The organism is Bacillus cereus, assembly GCF_002567495.1.
GTDB classification, from domain to species: domain Bacteria; phylum Bacillota; class Bacilli; order Bacillales; family Bacillaceae_G; genus Bacillus_A; species Bacillus_A cereus_AQ.
On record NZ_NVAP01000005.1, the window covers coordinates 102,827 to 118,671 of the forward strand.

The following is a 15,845-nucleotide window of genomic DNA, read 5'->3' on the forward strand; positions in this document are numbered from 1 at the left end:
AAAAACAACTTTCATAATTCTATTATACGCAAAGAAAAGAGACTCACCAATATAGTGAGTCTCTAAAAACATTTTTACTTTTCAAGATCTACTAGACGTTGACGAACTGCTTCGCGTTTTTCTAGGTAATCTTGCTCTTTCGCACGCTCTCCGTCAATAACTGCTGCAGGAGCTTTCGCTACGAAACCTTGGTTAGAAAGTTTCTTCTGTACACGTTCTACTTCTTTATCAAACTTCTCAAGTTCTTTCTCAAGACGAGCTCTCTCTTCATCAAGATTGATAAGATCAGCTAACGGTAAGAATAACTCTGCACCTGATACGATTGCAGTCATTGCTTTTTCTGGCGCTTGTAAATCCATTTGAATTGTTAATTCGCTTGGATTACAGAAACGCTCAATGTAAGAGCTGTTTTTCGTAAGTTGAGCAAGTACAGCCTCATCTTTTGCTTTAATTTGCATTTGAACTTTTTTGCTCATTGGCGTATTTACTTCTGCACGGATGTTACGAACAGAGCGAATGATATCAACTAGAAGGTGCATTTCTGCTGCCGCTTCTTTATCTTGTAAATCTTCGCGAACTGTTGGCCACGCTGCTACTGTAATAGACTCGCCTTCATGCGGTAAATGTTGCCAAATTTTCTCTGTTACAAATGGCATGAATGGGTGTAATAGACGCATTGTTTGGTCTAATACGTAAGCTAAAATTGAACGAGTTGTTTTCTTAGCTGCTTCATCTTCACCGTATAGTGGAAGCTTCGACATTTCAATGTACCAGTCACAGAAATCGTCCCAAATGAAGTTGTATAATGAACGTCCAGCTTCACCGAACTCATATTTATCCATGTTACGTGTTACACTTTCGATTGTTTCGTTTAAGCGAGTTAAGATCCACTTATCTGCAACTGATTTTTCACCAGTTAAATCGATTTCTTCATACTTCATGTCATCCATGTTCATTAATACGAAACGTGATGCGTTCCAAATTTTATTAATGAAGTTCCAAGTAGATTCTACTTTTTCCATGCTGAAACGTAAATCTTGACCTGGTGCACTTCCTGTTGATAAGAAGAAACGCATTGCATCTGCACCGTACTTCTCGATAACATCCATTGGGTCAATACCGTTACCAAGAGATTTACTCATTTTACGTCCTTGCTCATCACGAACTAAACCGTGAATTAATACATCTTTAAATGGACGCTCTCCTGTAAACTCTAAACCTTGGAAAATCATGCGAGATACCCAGAAGAAGATGATGTCATAACCAGTTACTAAAGCATCTGTTGAATAGAACTTTTTAAAGTCTGCTGCATCTTCATTCGGCCAGCCAAGTGTTGAGAATGGCCATAGCGCTGAACTAAACCATGTATCAAGTACGTCGTTATCTTGATTCCAGTTTTCAATATCCGCTGGCGCTTCTGTACCTACGTATACTTCACCAGTTTCTTTATGGTACCAAGCTGGAATACGGTGGCCCCACCATAATTGACGAGAAATACACCAGTCATGAATGTTTTCCATCCAGCGTAAGTATGTGTTTTCAAAACGATCTGGTACGAACGTTACTTTTTCTTCTTCTTTTTGTTGAAGCGCTACTGCTTTTTCAGCAAGTGGAGCCATTTTTACGAACCATTGTGTTGATAAATAAGGCTCAACAACTGCACCGCTACGCTCACTATGACCTACTGAGTGCATATGAGGCTCGATTTCTACTAATACGCCAGCTTCTTGTAAATCTTTCACTAACTCTTTACGGCATTCGAAACGATCCATACCGTTATACTTACCAGCTTTTTCGTTCATCGTTCCATCTTCGTTCATTACTAAAATGCGTGGTAAGTCATGACGGTTACCTACTTCAAAGTCATTCGGGTCATGAGCTGGTGTAATTTTTACAACGCCTGTTCCGAAGTCTTTTTCTACGTACTCATCAGCAATAATCGGAATCTCACGGCCTACGATTGGAAGTGTAACTGTTTTTCCGATTAAATGTTTGTAACGATCGTCTTCTGGATGAACTGCTACTGCTGTATCACCAAGCATCGTTTCTGGACGCGTTGTTGCAAGACGAATGTGACCAGAACCATCTGTTAACGGGTAGTTCATATGGTAGAATGCACCTTGAACTTCTTTATGAATTACTTCAATATCAGAAAGAGCTGTGCGTGTTGCTGGATCCCAGTTGATGATATATTCACCACGGTAAATTAAGCCTTTTTCATATAATTGAACGAATACTTTATTAACCGCATCAGATAAACCTTCGTCTAATGTGAAACGTTCGCGAGAATAGTCTAGTCCTAAACCAACTTTTCCCCATTGTTGACGAATGTGAGAAGCGTACTCTTCTTTCCACTCCCAAGCTTTTTCAAGGAATTTCTCACGGCCAAGATCGTAACGTGAAATACCTTCTTCACGAAGTTTTCCTTCTACTTTCGCTTGTGTTGCGATACCAGCATGGTCCATTCCTGGAAGCCATAACACATCGTATCCTTGCATACGCTTCGTACGAGTTAAAATATCTTGAAGAGTTGTATCCCAAGCATGACCTAAGTGTAACTTACCAGTTACGTTCGGAGGTGGAATTACAATTGTATACGGTTGTTTCTTCTCGTCTCCTGTTGCTTCGAAATATTTGCCTTCAAGCCACCATTGATAAAGGCCTTCTTCAACGGACATATGATCATATTTAGTTGGTAAATTCTTTTCCGTGTTTGACATTATTTTCCCTCCTTAAAATAAAAAATGCCCCTCATCCAAAAAAGGACGAGGGACATCGCGGTACCACCTTTATTTACAAACAAATTCAGAATTTGCTTATACTCTTAATTTGATAACGGACAAATCCGTCTTTTCCTAATGAGAACTATTCCGTTCAGAAAAGATGCTCCAGGGCTACCTTCTAACATAACTATCTAGAGAATCTCCCAGCTAATGATTCTCCTCTCTGAAGACGTTTCATGTTATACTCTTCCCCTTCAAGGCATTTATATGATTGTTAATTATTATATACATTAGTGTAAAAAACGAAACCTTATTCGTCAAGATAAATTTAATACTACAGCTTTTCGGTCCAAAAAAAGAAGATAAGTAGCATCCTCTACTTATCTCCTTTACCCGTTCCCTTGCTGGGCAGCTTGTAATTGTGACAGGAAATATTCTATATTGCTAACGAGCCAATGCGATTGTTGCAAACTCTTTACTTCGCGCAGTTCATTTTCCTCGCTGCGATTATCTCTTTTTTTTCTATAAGACCCGATTTGTCGAATAAATTGTGATGGATACGTCATATAAGCAAACATGAGAAGTTGCTCTTCTTTCGTAAACGGAAAATTTTTTTGATACATTTGATACCATTCAAACCGATCACTTCTTGCGATTGGATATGTGTTTAAAGACCGCGAATAAAAACCTACTATATCTTGCACAGGCGTTGCAAACTTCGATTTTTCCAAACTAATAAAATAGCCATTCCGCTCATAGTCAAATAAAAAATGATTAAGCGACACGTTACCATGCACAAAAGTAATACGTGTTTTCTCTTTTTCTTTCATCGCATCGTTCCACTCATTTAATTGCTTCGTTGCAAATTCACGCGCTCTCATTACATGATGATAGTACGTACAATATTGCAATTCAAACGGAGACATATACCATTTCGATTCAGATTCTACGAGAAACTCTTCTAACATCTCACCATCATTTTCCCAGCGATCGGATATAGTTGTATAATGTTTTTCTAAATCTTCTTCCGTATATGTTTCTTCCTTCACAGTTTTTTGATGCAACGTTCCGAGTGTCTGAAACATTTTATGGTATTGATCATTATCCTCGCCACTTCCTTCTGCACGCTCTAACCAAGGCATTAAATAATAATTATACGTCCCGTCACTTAAAATATAATTTCCATCCGTCGCGTGGTATATAGGTACATAATTTGAAAAACCTTTCTCCTTCAAATATTGAATATGATGCAGAAAGTTATTCCGCTCTAACTTTCTGCCTTCTATTTTCTTGAGTGCATACGGACCTTGATTCGTATAAATTTTCATTACACTTCCGTGCTCTTCCATATGCTGCGTATCCAATCTATATTGCCTCACGATAGGTTCATAGTGATTTCGTAATTCAATATCCATACGAATAACCCTTTCTATTCAAAACATAGCCTCTAAGAAGAGAAGCGAGTGAAAACACTCACTTCCTTATTTCGCCTTTACCTTTGAAACGGGAATATAAATAATTTGCCCTGTATTTAAAAATATATCTTCTGTTTGATTGACACGGTATAAATTTTGTACAGACGTTTCATAACGTTCTGCAATAGATTCAATTGTATCCCCTTCTTGCACGAAATACATTCTTAACTTTGTAAATTCTTCTTCCGGTTCTTTCGTAAATATTTTTGTTAAATAAAGCGCATTTTCATCTCGCTGTGAATACTCTTCTTCTTGTTCTTCCTGCTTTTTCGCTTTTTCTTTCTTGAAATCTTTTCGCCCGAACAATTCAAATTGTGGCGTCGTTTCTTGCTCCTCTTCACGCTCCACAAATTCATGTTCTTCTATTTTCTCTTCTTCTAATTCCTGCTCTTTTCTTTCTTCTAATTGGAACGGTTCAAATGCGTAATCTTCCCACTCATCTGATTCCTTATATGCTGGTTCTTCTACATGTGGCACCGGTCTATGTTCATCCTCTTGCGCGGAATCATCTTCTAACTCCGCATACGCCGTTTCTTCCTCTTCATCCTCGATTCTTTCCTCATCACATAAACCTGTAATAGATATATCCGCTAATAATTGTAAGCAACCATTTTCCTTTAATTCATAATCAAATTCCTCGATTGATACATATAGTTCTTCAATTACTTTCACTCGATTTCTCGGAATTGATATTTCAAGCGGAAAGGAATGAACAAGTTCATTAACCCCATCTTCCCTTGTTTCTACATAATCAATCGACTTTGCTGGCGATAGTTCTCTTAATGAATACGCCGAATCATCTTGCCGTGCAACATACTCTCCCGTTAAATCTAATTGCCCTCTCACAATCACTTCATGATCAAGCTCTTCTATCTCAACGTCTGGATCTAACGAAATTGACAAAAGTTCATCGACTTCCTGTCCTTTTTGGAACCACACAGATTCTTTTAATGAAAATCGTAATGAATGGTCTGCAGCCACTTCTTTTCCCCCTCCCAAACTATATGTCATTACAGATTTATGTATGGAAAGCTTACTTTATGAATAAAAAAAATCGCTCCCCTTATGGAGAGCGGTTTTCTTCTAATACATTACGCTTTTAATTTTGACATTGCAATTTCAGCTGCTGCAATCGTCGCTTCAATATCTGCATCACTATGTGCTGTCGATAAGAATAAACCTTCAAATTGGGATGGTGGTAAGAACACCCCTTGTTCTACCATTTCACGATAGTACGCCGCAAAGAATTCTAAGTTTGAAGATTTTGCTGCATCGTAATTAATAACATGCTCATCTGTAAAGAAAATACCAATCATAGAACCTGCACGATTAATATGATGTGGAATGCCATGTTTTTCAGCTGCTTTACGTAATCCAGCTTCTAACATTTCAGCTTTACGCTCAAATTCTACATATGATTCTGGCGTTAACTGTACTAACGTTTCATAACCTGCTGCCATTGCAAGTGGGTTACCTGATAAAGTACCAGCTTGGTAAATTGGTCCGCTTGGCGCAACTTGGCGCATAATTTCTGCTTTACCCCCGTATGCTCCTACCGGTAAACCACCACCAATTACTTTACCTAAGCAAGTTAAATCAGGTGTTACTCCGTAATAACCTTGGCCACAATTATAAGCAACTCGGAACCCAGTCATTACTTCATCAAAAATAAGCAATGCACCGCTTTGTTCTGTTACTTCACGAAGACCCTCTAAAAATCCAGGTTGCGGGGGAACAACTCCCATATTTCCCGCTACTGGTTCTACAATTACACAAGCAATATCATCACCGAATTGTTCAAAAGCGTATTTCACGCTTTCTAAATCGTTATAAGCTACTGTAATCGTATTTTTCGCTACACCTTCTGGTACGCCAGGGCTATCTGGTAAACCTAGAGTCGCCACACCAGAACCAGCTTTAATTAATAACGAATCACCATGACCGTGGTAACAACCGATAAATTTCAAGATTTTATTACGACCTGTATAACCACGAGCTAAACGTAGCGCACTCATTGTCGCTTCCGTTCCAGAGTTAACCATACGTACAATCTCAATTGATGGTACGCGCTCAATAACAAGTTTTGCTAATTTATTTTCAATTTCTGTTGGTGCACCGAAGCTTGTACCTCTTTCAGCAACAGATTTTAACGCTTCAACAACACGATCATTTGCATGACCATGAATTAAAGGACCCCATGATAATACGTAGTCGATGTATTCATTCCCATCGATATCATATACTTTAGAGCCTTTTCCACGCTCCATAAACAACGGATTCATCCCTACAGACTTAAAAGCACGAACTGGGCTATTTACGCCACCAGGCATTAAGTCTTGCGCCTCTTCAAACGCTGCAATTGACTTATCAAACTTTTTCATTATTTAGCGCCTCCTTCTTGTAACCATCTTGCTGCATCTTTTGCATGATACGTAATAATTAAATCTGCTCCTGCACGTTTCATGCTAATTAATTTTTCAAGTACAACTTCTTTTTCATTAATCCAACCATTTTGCGCTGCCGCTTTAATCATCGAATATTCACCACTTACATTATAAGCAACAACTGGTAAATTAAAGTTGTTTTTCACATCACGAATGATATCTAAGTAAGAAAGAGCTGGTTTTACAATTAAGAAATCTGCACCTTCCATTACATCTGATTCTGCTTCACGGAATGCTTCCATACGGTTTGCTGGGTCCATTTGATATGTTTTACGGTCACCAAATTGTGGCGCACCGTGCGCAGCATCACGGAATGGTCCATAAAATGCTGATGAATATTTCACAGCGTACGACATAACTGGTACGTGTCCAAAACCATTTTCATCTAATGCATGGCGAATTGCTGTTACGAAGCCGTCCATCATGTTTGATGGCGCAATAATGTCCGCCCCTGCTTTCGCTTGACTTACAGCTGTTTTCGCAAGAACTGCAAGAGACTCGTCATTTAAAATAATACCATCTTCAATTACACCGCAATGACCATGGCTTGTAAATTGACATAAACACGTGTCTGCAACTACTACTAGCTCAGGGAAATCACCTTTAATTTGCTTAATAGCACGTTGTACAATTCCGTGATCACAATATGCTGATGATCCAACTTCATCCTTTTCAGCAGGTAAACCAAATACAATAACAGAACGAATACCTAAATCAACAACTTCTTGCATTTCAGCTTGCAATAAATCTAAAGACATTTGATATACGCCTGGCATAGAAGGAACTTCATTACGAACATTTTCACCTTCTAATACAAAAATAGGGTAAATAAAATCTTCCGTATGTAAAAACGTTTCACGCACAAGCGCCCGCATGCCCCCGCTTTGTCTTAAACGACGATGACGATTAAATTGTAAAGAGTTCATAGATTTCTATCCCCATTCTTTCATTTTATAGATTCACAAACACATTGTAGTAATGCTTCTACAGTGTACTCTTTCGGCACAATAACAGACGGAAAATAACGACTTGCCTCTTTTTCCGTAATAGGTCCTATACAAGCAATTGTACATTTTTTTGTCCATTCTCTCCAGTTTGTACCCTCAAGTAAACGAACAAAACTAGTAACAGTTGAAGGGCTCGTAAATGTAATAATATCTATTTCCCCTAATTTCAACGCTGCTATAAGCTCTTGCTTTTTTTCTACATTCACTTTCGTACCGTATACGATTAACTCATCTAGAGAAACACCAATTCCCCTAAGTTTAACTGGTATTACATCTCTTGCTAAATTCCCTTTTGGAAATAAAACACGCTCGTTTCCACTTAATTCTTTTAGAAACTCTTCGGCAAATACTTCTGCCACAAACGAAGTCGGAACAAAATGAACTTGATAGCCCCTTTTTTCTAACTCTAATTTTGTTTTCACACCTACCGCAGCGATTTTAATAGTTAGTGGTAGTTTCTTTTTCAAACTATCTAGAAAAAAAGCTACACCATTTCTGCTCGTAAAAATAACCCAGTCATACGAATGTAGCTGCCCTTCAATATGTTGAATTTGCCTATGAGACATACCTTCCATACGCAAAAGCGGAATTTCCAATGGAATTCCGCTCTTTTCTTTCACTGCTACACTCATTTGTTTCGCTTGATGCTGGGCACGTGTAATCAATACCGTTTTTCCAGCGAGAGCGTTCATATTTATTGTTGCTCCTTATTTGCAGCAAGAATAAGTTCTTTGGCGCCTTGTTTAATTAAACGGTCAGCAGCCTCTAACCCTACTTCTTCGGGATTAGTACCCACTACTGTCTCTTTTAATAAAACCGAACCATCCATAGAGCCAACAAGAGCTGTTAATTCGATTGCATCGCTTTCTGTAAGGGTTGCATATCCAGCGATTGGAACTTGGCATCCACCTTCAAGTTTATGAAGAAATACTCGCTCCGCCGCCACTGTTCTTTCTGTTACCGCATCATTAATATGCGCTAACAACTGCAATAAATCCTTATCATCCTCACGACATTCAATCGCCAATGCACCTTGTCCTACAGCAGGTACACATAAAGTTTCATCTAAATGTTCTGTAATAACTTCATCATCCCAGCCCATTCTTTGTAATCCAGCTGTCGCTAAAATAATCGCATCGTAATCTTCTTCTTTTAATTTTCGTAAACGTGTATCGATATTCCCGCGAATCCACTTCACTTGTAAATCAGGTCTCGCAGCGAGTAGCTGTGCACTACGTCTTAAACTACTCGTACCTAAAATAGCACCTTCCGCTAACTCTTTAAACGATGCTCCATTTTTTGAGATAAAAGCATCACGAGGATCAACACGCTTTGGTATACAGCCAATCGTTAATCCTTCTGGAAGTACGGCCGGCATATCTTTCATACTATGTACAGCCATATCGATTTCTTTCGTAAGTAACGCATGTTCAATTTCTTTAACGAACAAGCCTTTTCCACCTACTTTTGAAAGAGTAACATCTAAAATAACATCACCTTTTGTGACAATTTCTTTCACTTCAAATTCATATGGTAAACCTAGCGCTTTTAACTGATCAATAAACCAGTTTGTTTGCGTTAATGCTAGTTTACTCTTTCGTGATCCTACAATAATTTTGCGCATAATTCTCTCTCCTCATTATAAATACCAAAAGTGGAAATTGGATAAACTGCTTAACAGAAAAATGTTTACTAGCATTACGAGAAATGCCCCTACATTCCACAGTACAATTTTCTTCCCTTGCAACACATCTGCCGCTCTTAAATACAAGCCCGCACAATATACAAATAGAACGACAAACGAACCAATTACTTTCGTATCATACCAATGGAAATTGTCCAATTTTGTATAGCCCCATATGCATCCTAATAAAATTGCTAGTAAGAAAAATGGAACAGAAAATAAATTTAATCCGTAAGACGTAGATTCAAGCTTCGGCAAATTCCCTAACCTTCTTAATCTCGCATTCCACTTTTTCTTTTTTAATAGACGATATTGCAGTAAATACATAATAGAAAAAATGAACGATACCGTAAACGTTGCATAAGAAATAATCGCCATTCCAACATGCACGTATACAAGTTCTGAAACTAATTGTTCCGCAAGTACCGGCGACATCTTTCCGAGCGGTGTAAAAATAGAAAAAGCGCTTACGCCAAATGCAACAACATTTGTAAAAAAGACTAAAAAGTCAACGCGCATAAATCGATTTATGACTAACGACATTGTAATCAATAGCCAAACATAAAAATAAATTCCTGATAATAAAGTTAAAATGGGATTCGTTTCTGAATCTGTTGCCCTAAGCAACATAAAAATAGACTGCAATACCCATACAATCGAAAGTAACCAAAAAGCAAATCGGTTCGCCTTTCGGTTACTTTGGAAATAATCTATAAAATATAAACTAATGCTACAAGCATATAAAATAATTGCAATATGATAAATAATACTGTTATTTAAAAAACTCATCCGATCATCCTTCCAAATTATAAAGATGGAACGGATGGTGTCCACGCTCTTTTATGTTCTACTTCTTCCGCACAACTCTCTACGTCTTCCATTTCTAAATCGAAAATCTTCGCAAATAATGCTAATTTTTCGCCCGCTCCTTCTTCAGCAGCTATTTCTTTCGCTACTAAAATTGGGTCTTTTAATAATTGGTTAATAATACTTTTCGTATGCTTACTAATAACTTTTTTCTCACGATCACTAAGATTTGGTATTTTTCGTTCCAGGCTTACCATCGTTTCACTTTGGATTGCAAGTGCCTTATCACGAAGAGCTGATATTAACGGAACAACACCAAGTGTACTTAACCACGTTTTGAATAAAACAATTTCCTCTTCAATCATAAATTGAATTTTCTCTGCTTCTTTCAAACGCTCAGCACGGTTTGCTTCCACTACTCCTTGTAAATCATCAATATCATACAAGAAAGAACCTTCTAGCTCATCAATCGCTGGATCAATATCACGTGGTACTGCAATATCAACCATAAATAAAGGACGACCAGAGCGCATTTTCTCTACCTTTGTCATCATCTCTTTCGTAATGACATACTCTGATGCACCAGTTGAACTAATTAAAATATCCGCTTCTAATAATGCGCATTGCAATTCACTTAAAGATTTTGCATGTCCCATATATTTCTCAGCCATTACTTCTGCTTTCGAAAGCGTTCTATTCATAACTGTTACTTTACGAGCACCGCTTCCATATAAGTTTTGTAGTGCAAGTTCGCCCATTTTACCAGCACCAAGAATAAGCACATGACAATCCGTTAACTCGCCAAATATTTTCTTTCCAAGCTCAACAGCAGCATAACTAACAGACATCGCACTTTCACCAATTGTTGTTTCTGAGTGAGCACGTTTTGCTAATGTAATGACTTGCTTAAACAATTCATTAAAAATTGTGCCTGTTGCTTTGACTTGTTGTGCTTCTAAAAAGCTATCTTTTATTTGACCTAAAATCTGTGTTTCTCCAACTACCATAGAATCTAAACCGCACGTTACACGGAATAAATGATCTATTGCACCATCTTGTTCAAAAATAGTTAAATATGGTGCGACTTCTTCTATTTCAAGCTGAAACCAATCAGCTAAAAATTTCTTAATATAATACCGTCCCGTGTGTAATTGATCGACAACAGCATAAATCTCAGTGCGGTTACAAGTTGATACAATGACATTCTCTAACACGCTCTTTTGATTTTGTAATGTAGTCATCGCTCGCACTAGCTCTGCTGCCTGAAATGTGAGTTTCTCACGAAATTCTACAGGGGCTGTTCGATAATTTACACTAACAACAAGAATATGCACGCAGCATGTCCCCCTTCACCCGTTTTATCACTTTATCTACTATCATAATACAACTTTCCTCTTATGAATCTGACAATCGTGTGAACAACCGATTATTTTTTAATTATTCTCCGTATGTAATAAAGGAGATTCAGTAACACTAATAAAAACTTTCTACTTTATAATGATTATAAATTAATAACTCTATTTGTACGTTACCAAAAAAAGTCCTCATAATCAAGTGATGGAAACTATTCCATATAAATTATAACATCATCTTCCCTATCTTCTTTCATCATGAAGGAAAATATGTATGATTGTTCCAAAATGTAACCAACACTTTCTCAATACAATGTATTTGACATTGTATTTATTTTTCGTTATATTGGTTTTACAAAATTAAATTGTGCACAACTTAATTAGAAGGGAGTTATGTATGACAGAGGACTCTTTGCATCTAGATAACCAACTTTGTTTTTCTATTTACGCCTGTTCTAGAGAGGTTACTCGTTTTTATCGACCTTATTTAGAAGAAATGGGTATTACGTATCCACAGTACATTACTTTACTCGTACTATGGGAGCAAGATGGACTAACAGTAAAAGAAATTGGAGAACGCCTATTTTTAGATTCCGGTACGTTAACACCTATGTTAAAACGAATGGAATCATTAAAACTTGTAAAGCGTGTTCGTTCCAAAGAAGACGAGCGAAAAGTTTGTATTGAATTAACAAAACAAGGAAAAGATTTAAAGGAAAAGGCATGTTCATTACCGACAACGATGGCTACAAACTTAGGAATTACAGAGCAAGAATATCGTTCTTTATTAATCCAACTAAATAAACTAATTGAAACAATGAAAACAATTAATGATGGAAAAGGGGAATAAATATGGATAAATTATATACTGCTTCAGTAACAGCAACAGGTGGAAGAAATGGGAAAGTAGTTTCAGATGATGGCATATTAAATCTTGATGTGAAAATGCCGAAAGCACTAGGTGGTGCAGGTGGAGAAGCAACAAATCCAGAACAACTATTTGCCGCTGGTTATGCAGCTTGTTTCGATAGTGCATTACAACTTGTCATTCGTACAAAACGTGTGAAAGTAGAAAGTACAGAAGTAACTGCTCACGTTTCTATCGGAAAAGATACAGATGGTGGTTTCGGCCTATCTGCTGTACTTGATGTACATGTCGCTGGCGTTTCACATAGCGAAGCACAAGAACTTGTAGAAGCTGCTCATGGAGTATGTCCTTACTCAAAAGCAACGAGAGGAAATATTGAAGTTACATTAAACGTACGCTAAAAAATACAACAAAGAAAAAAACGCGCGACATTCGTCACGCGTTTTTTGTTTTTGTCATTTTATGAATCGCCTTCCACGCTTCTTCTTTCCCAAGTCCTGTTTCAGAAGAGAATAGAACGATTTCATCGCCAATTTCAACAGCAAGCGTTTCTTTTACAACTTTTAAATGCTTTTGCCATTTCCCTTTCGGAATTTTATCGGCTTTCGTCGCAATAATAATTGTTGGGATTTCATAATGCTTTAAGAAATCATACATCATCACGTCATCTTTTGTTGGTTGGTGACGTAAATCAACTACTAATACAGCTGCGTCTAATTGCTCACGTGTTGTAAAGTACGTTTCAATCATTTTGCCCCATGCCGCGCGCTCCGATTTAGACACTTTCGCATATCCATAACCTGGAACGTCAACAAAATGCATCATCTCATTGATTAAGAAAAAGTTCAGCGTTTGCGTTTTTCCTGGTTTAGAAGAAATACGCACTAACTTTTTACGATTTAAAATTTTATTAATAAAGGAAGACTTCCCGACATTTGAACGACCTGCTAATGCAATTTCTGGTAAATCACTGTCTGGATATTGTTCTGGTTTAACAGCACTAATTACAATATCTGCTTTTGTTACTTTCATTGTTTCACTCCTACTAATGCGTGCTCCAATACTTCATCTAAATGAGATGCAAGCACAAACGTAAGGTTTTCTTTTACGCTCTCTGGAATATCATCTAAATCTTTCTCATTTTCCGCTGGCAAAATAATTTTTGTTAAGCCTGCGCGGTGAGCACTTAATGTTTTTTCTTTTAAACCACCAATTGGTAATACACGACCACGAAGTGTAATTTCACCTGTCATACCCACTTCTTTACTTACAGGAATACCTGTTAGTGCAGAAATAAGTGCCGTTGCCATCGTAATACCTGCTGACGGTCCGTCTTTTGGAACTGCTCCTTCTGGAACATGAATATGAATATCATTTTTCTCATGGAAATTCGGATCGATTTGAAGCTCTGCTGCACGAGAACGAATATAACTAAACGCAGCTTGTGCTGATTCTTTCATAACATCCCCAAGTTTCCCTGTTAAAATTAGTTTCCCTTTTCCTGGCGCTACAGAAACTTCAATTGCAAGTGTATCGCCGCCTGCTGCTGTGTAAGCTAAACCTGTTGCCATACCAACTTGGTCTGTTTTTTCAGCTTGCCCATAACGGAATATGTGTTTACCAAGTAAATCAACAATCTTTTTCTCTGTCACAACGATACGTTTACGTTCTGCTGTAACGATAATTTTCGCTACTTTACGGCAAACTTTCGCAATTTGGCGCTCTAGCGTACGAACACCAGCCTCACGTGTATAATAACGAATAATTTCAAGAAGCGCTTCATCACGTACTTGTAAATTACCTTTTCGTAAGCCATGCTCTTTTAATTGTTTCGGCAATAAATGCTCACGAGCAATGTGTACTTTTTCAAGTTCTGTATAGCCAGCAATCGAAATGATTTCCATACGGTCAAGTAATGGACCTGGAATACTTGAAAGTGTATTAGCAGTTGCTACAAACATAACTTTCGATAAATCATATGGTTCTTCAATGTAATGATCACTGAAGTTATGGTTTTGCTCTGGATCTAATACTTCAAGTAATGCTGCTGATGGATCTCCACGGAAATCGTTAGACATTTTATCAATTTCATCTAATAAGAAGACTGGATTAACTGTTTTCGCCTTTTTCATACCTTGAATAATGCGTCCTGGCATTGCTCCAACGTATGTACGGCGGTGACCACGAATTTCAGATTCATCACGCACACCACCAAGAGATACACGGACAAAGTTACGATTCAATGATGTTGCAATTGAACGCGCTAACGAAGTTTTGCCGACCCCAGGAGGTCCTACTAAACAAAGGATAGGTCCTTTTAATGAATTCGTTAACTTCTGTACAGCTAAATATTCAAGTACACGCTCTTTCACTTTTTCAAGACCGTAATGATCGTTATTTAAAATCTCTTCCGAATGAGCAAGATCGATTATATCTTCTGTTGCTTCTGTCCACGGAAGTGCTAATAACCAATCAATATAATTACGAATAACACCGCTCTCCGCAGAACTTGCTGGTAACTTTTCATAACGATCTAATTCTTTCAGTGCGGCCTTCATTGTTTCTTCAGGCATTCCTGACTGTTCAATTTTCTCACGAAGTTCTTCAACTTCCCCGCCCTTACCTTCTTTATCGCCAAGTTCAGTTTGAATCGCCTTCATTTGCTCACGTAAGAAATATTCTTTTTGCGTGCGCTCCATTGAACGTTTCACTTTTTGCCCAATTTTCTTTTCTAGGCTAAGTAACTCTTGTTCATCTTGAATAATTGAAATAAGTGTATGTAATCGGTCTTTTACAGATACAATCTCTAAAATCTCTTGTTTCTGCTTCGTTTTAATCGGTAAGTGAGAAGCAATTAAATCAGCTAATCTTCCTGGTTCTTCTACATCAGCTACCGTTGCAAATGTTTCATTTGAAACTTTTTTCGAAACTTTAATATATTGTTCGAAATGCTCCAGTAACGTACGCATAAGAGCTTTCTCTTCTAAATCATCTTCTACTTCTTCCGTCACCGTTTTAATTGACACTTGTACTACATTTTCTTCTTCGATAAACTCTATTACTTCTGCTCTATGTAAACCTTCCACAAGGACACGAAGCGTACCGTTCGGCAATTTTAACATTTGCTTTACTTTCGCCAATGTACCTACACTATATATGTCATCTTCTTTCGGATCATCGATATTCATTTCTTTTTGCATTGCTAAAAAGATGATATTTTCATCCATTGCCGCCTGCTCTAGTGCTTGTATCGATTTATCACGTCCTACATCAAGATGCAGAACCATCGTTGGATATACGAGAACGCCTCTTAATGGTAGGAGGGGCACGATTCTTTCGTTCGTATTCATACTAGACATAGCACCTCCATAATAAATTAAACTCCTGTTCAACTATTTTATATTACAATACACCTAGATGCAATTGCTGAGATTCCTCGCAATTGTAAATAGCTTGTTTTTCTACCTTACGAAAAGAAAAAAGAC

13 protein-coding genes and 1 other annotated feature are annotated in these 15,845 nt (G+C 37.6%); of the genes, 2 read left to right on the forward strand and 11 right to left on the reverse strand.

Annotated elements, in window-relative coordinates:
- Positions 1-74 precede the first annotated feature (74 nt).
- The 9 genes from COK05_RS02265 to hemA form a co-directional block, all read right to left on the reverse strand.
- Positions 75-2,720 (reverse strand): valine--tRNA ligase, encoded by a 2,646-nt coding sequence (locus COK05_RS02265; RefSeq protein WP_098611296.1) that lies wholly within the window; start codon positions 2,718-2,720, stop codon positions 75-77.
- A 38-nt stretch (positions 2,721-2,758) separates the two neighbouring features.
- Positions 2,759-2,990: a binding site (T-box leader), on the reverse strand.
- 122 nt (positions 2,991-3,112) lie between these two features.
- Complete coding sequence (gene ysxE, locus COK05_RS02270; RefSeq protein ID WP_098611297.1) at positions 3,113-4,138, reverse strand: spore coat protein YsxE; 1,026 nt, start codon at positions 4,136-4,138, stop codon at positions 3,113-3,115.
- 66 nt (positions 4,139-4,204) lie between these two features.
- Positions 4,205-5,209, reverse strand: coding sequence for a stage VI sporulation protein D (gene spoVID / locus COK05_RS02275; RefSeq protein ID WP_141538860.1), 1,005 nt, complete (start codon positions 5,207-5,209; stop codon positions 4,205-4,207).
- Between the two features lie 80 nt (positions 5,210-5,289).
- Positions 5,290-6,579, reverse strand: coding sequence for a glutamate-1-semialdehyde 2,1-aminomutase (gene hemL / locus COK05_RS02280; RefSeq protein ID WP_098611299.1), 1,290 nt, complete (start codon positions 6,577-6,579; stop codon positions 5,290-5,292).
- Positions 6,579-7,568 carry a porphobilinogen synthase gene (gene hemB / locus COK05_RS02285; RefSeq protein WP_098611300.1) on the reverse strand — a complete coding sequence of 330 codons (990 nt, stop codon included), beginning with the start codon at positions 7,566-7,568 and terminating at the stop codon, positions 6,579-6,581. The genes hemL and hemB overlap by 1 nt, the downstream gene beginning before the upstream one ends.
- Before the next feature lie 20 nt (positions 7,569-7,588).
- Entirely contained in the window at positions 7,589-8,341 is a 753-nt protein-coding gene (gene hemD, locus COK05_RS02290; protein WP_098611301.1) for a uroporphyrinogen-III synthase, read from the reverse strand.
- Between the two features lie 2 nt (positions 8,342-8,343).
- Positions 8,344-9,273, reverse strand: a complete 930-nt coding sequence (gene hemC, locus COK05_RS02295) for a hydroxymethylbilane synthase (protein ID WP_098611302.1) — start codon at positions 9,271-9,273, stop codon at positions 8,344-8,346.
- A 15-nt stretch (positions 9,274-9,288) separates the two neighbouring features.
- A complete protein-coding gene (locus COK05_RS02300) occupies positions 9,289-10,122 on the reverse strand; it encodes a cytochrome c biogenesis protein (protein WP_000009002.1) in 834 nt (277 codons plus the stop codon).
- A 17-nt stretch (positions 10,123-10,139) separates the two neighbouring features.
- Complete coding sequence (gene hemA, locus COK05_RS02305) at positions 10,140-11,474, reverse strand: glutamyl-tRNA reductase (RefSeq protein WP_098611303.1); 1,335 nt, start codon at positions 11,472-11,474, stop codon at positions 10,140-10,142.
- A gap of 415 nt (positions 11,475-11,889) precedes the next feature.
- Here hemA and COK05_RS02310 point away from each other — a divergent pair, with 415 nt between their 5' ends.
- Together COK05_RS02310 and COK05_RS02315 are read left to right on the forward strand one after the other, a co-directional pair.
- Positions 11,890-12,342, forward strand: a complete 453-nt coding sequence (locus COK05_RS02310; RefSeq protein ID WP_098611304.1) for a MarR family winged helix-turn-helix transcriptional regulator — start codon at positions 11,890-11,892, stop codon at positions 12,340-12,342.
- A 2-nt stretch (positions 12,343-12,344) separates the two neighbouring features.
- On the forward strand, positions 12,345-12,761 hold the full coding sequence (locus tag COK05_RS02315; RefSeq protein ID WP_000359781.1) for an organic hydroperoxide resistance protein: 417 nt from the start codon (positions 12,345-12,347) through the stop codon (positions 12,759-12,761).
- Positions 12,762-12,795: 34 nt separating this feature from the next.
- Here COK05_RS02315 and ysxC read toward each other — a convergent pair whose 3' ends face one another.
- On the reverse strand, positions 12,796-13,392 hold the full coding sequence (gene ysxC, locus COK05_RS02320; protein WP_048372976.1) for a ribosome biogenesis GTP-binding protein YsxC: 597 nt from the start codon (positions 13,390-13,392) through the stop codon (positions 12,796-12,798).
- On the reverse strand, positions 13,389-15,719 hold the full coding sequence (gene lon / locus COK05_RS02325; RefSeq protein WP_098611305.1) for an endopeptidase La: 2,331 nt from the start codon (positions 15,717-15,719) through the stop codon (positions 13,389-13,391). Before lon ends, ysxC begins: the two co-directional genes overlap by 4 nt.
- Between the last annotated feature and the right edge of the window lie 126 nt (positions 15,720-15,845).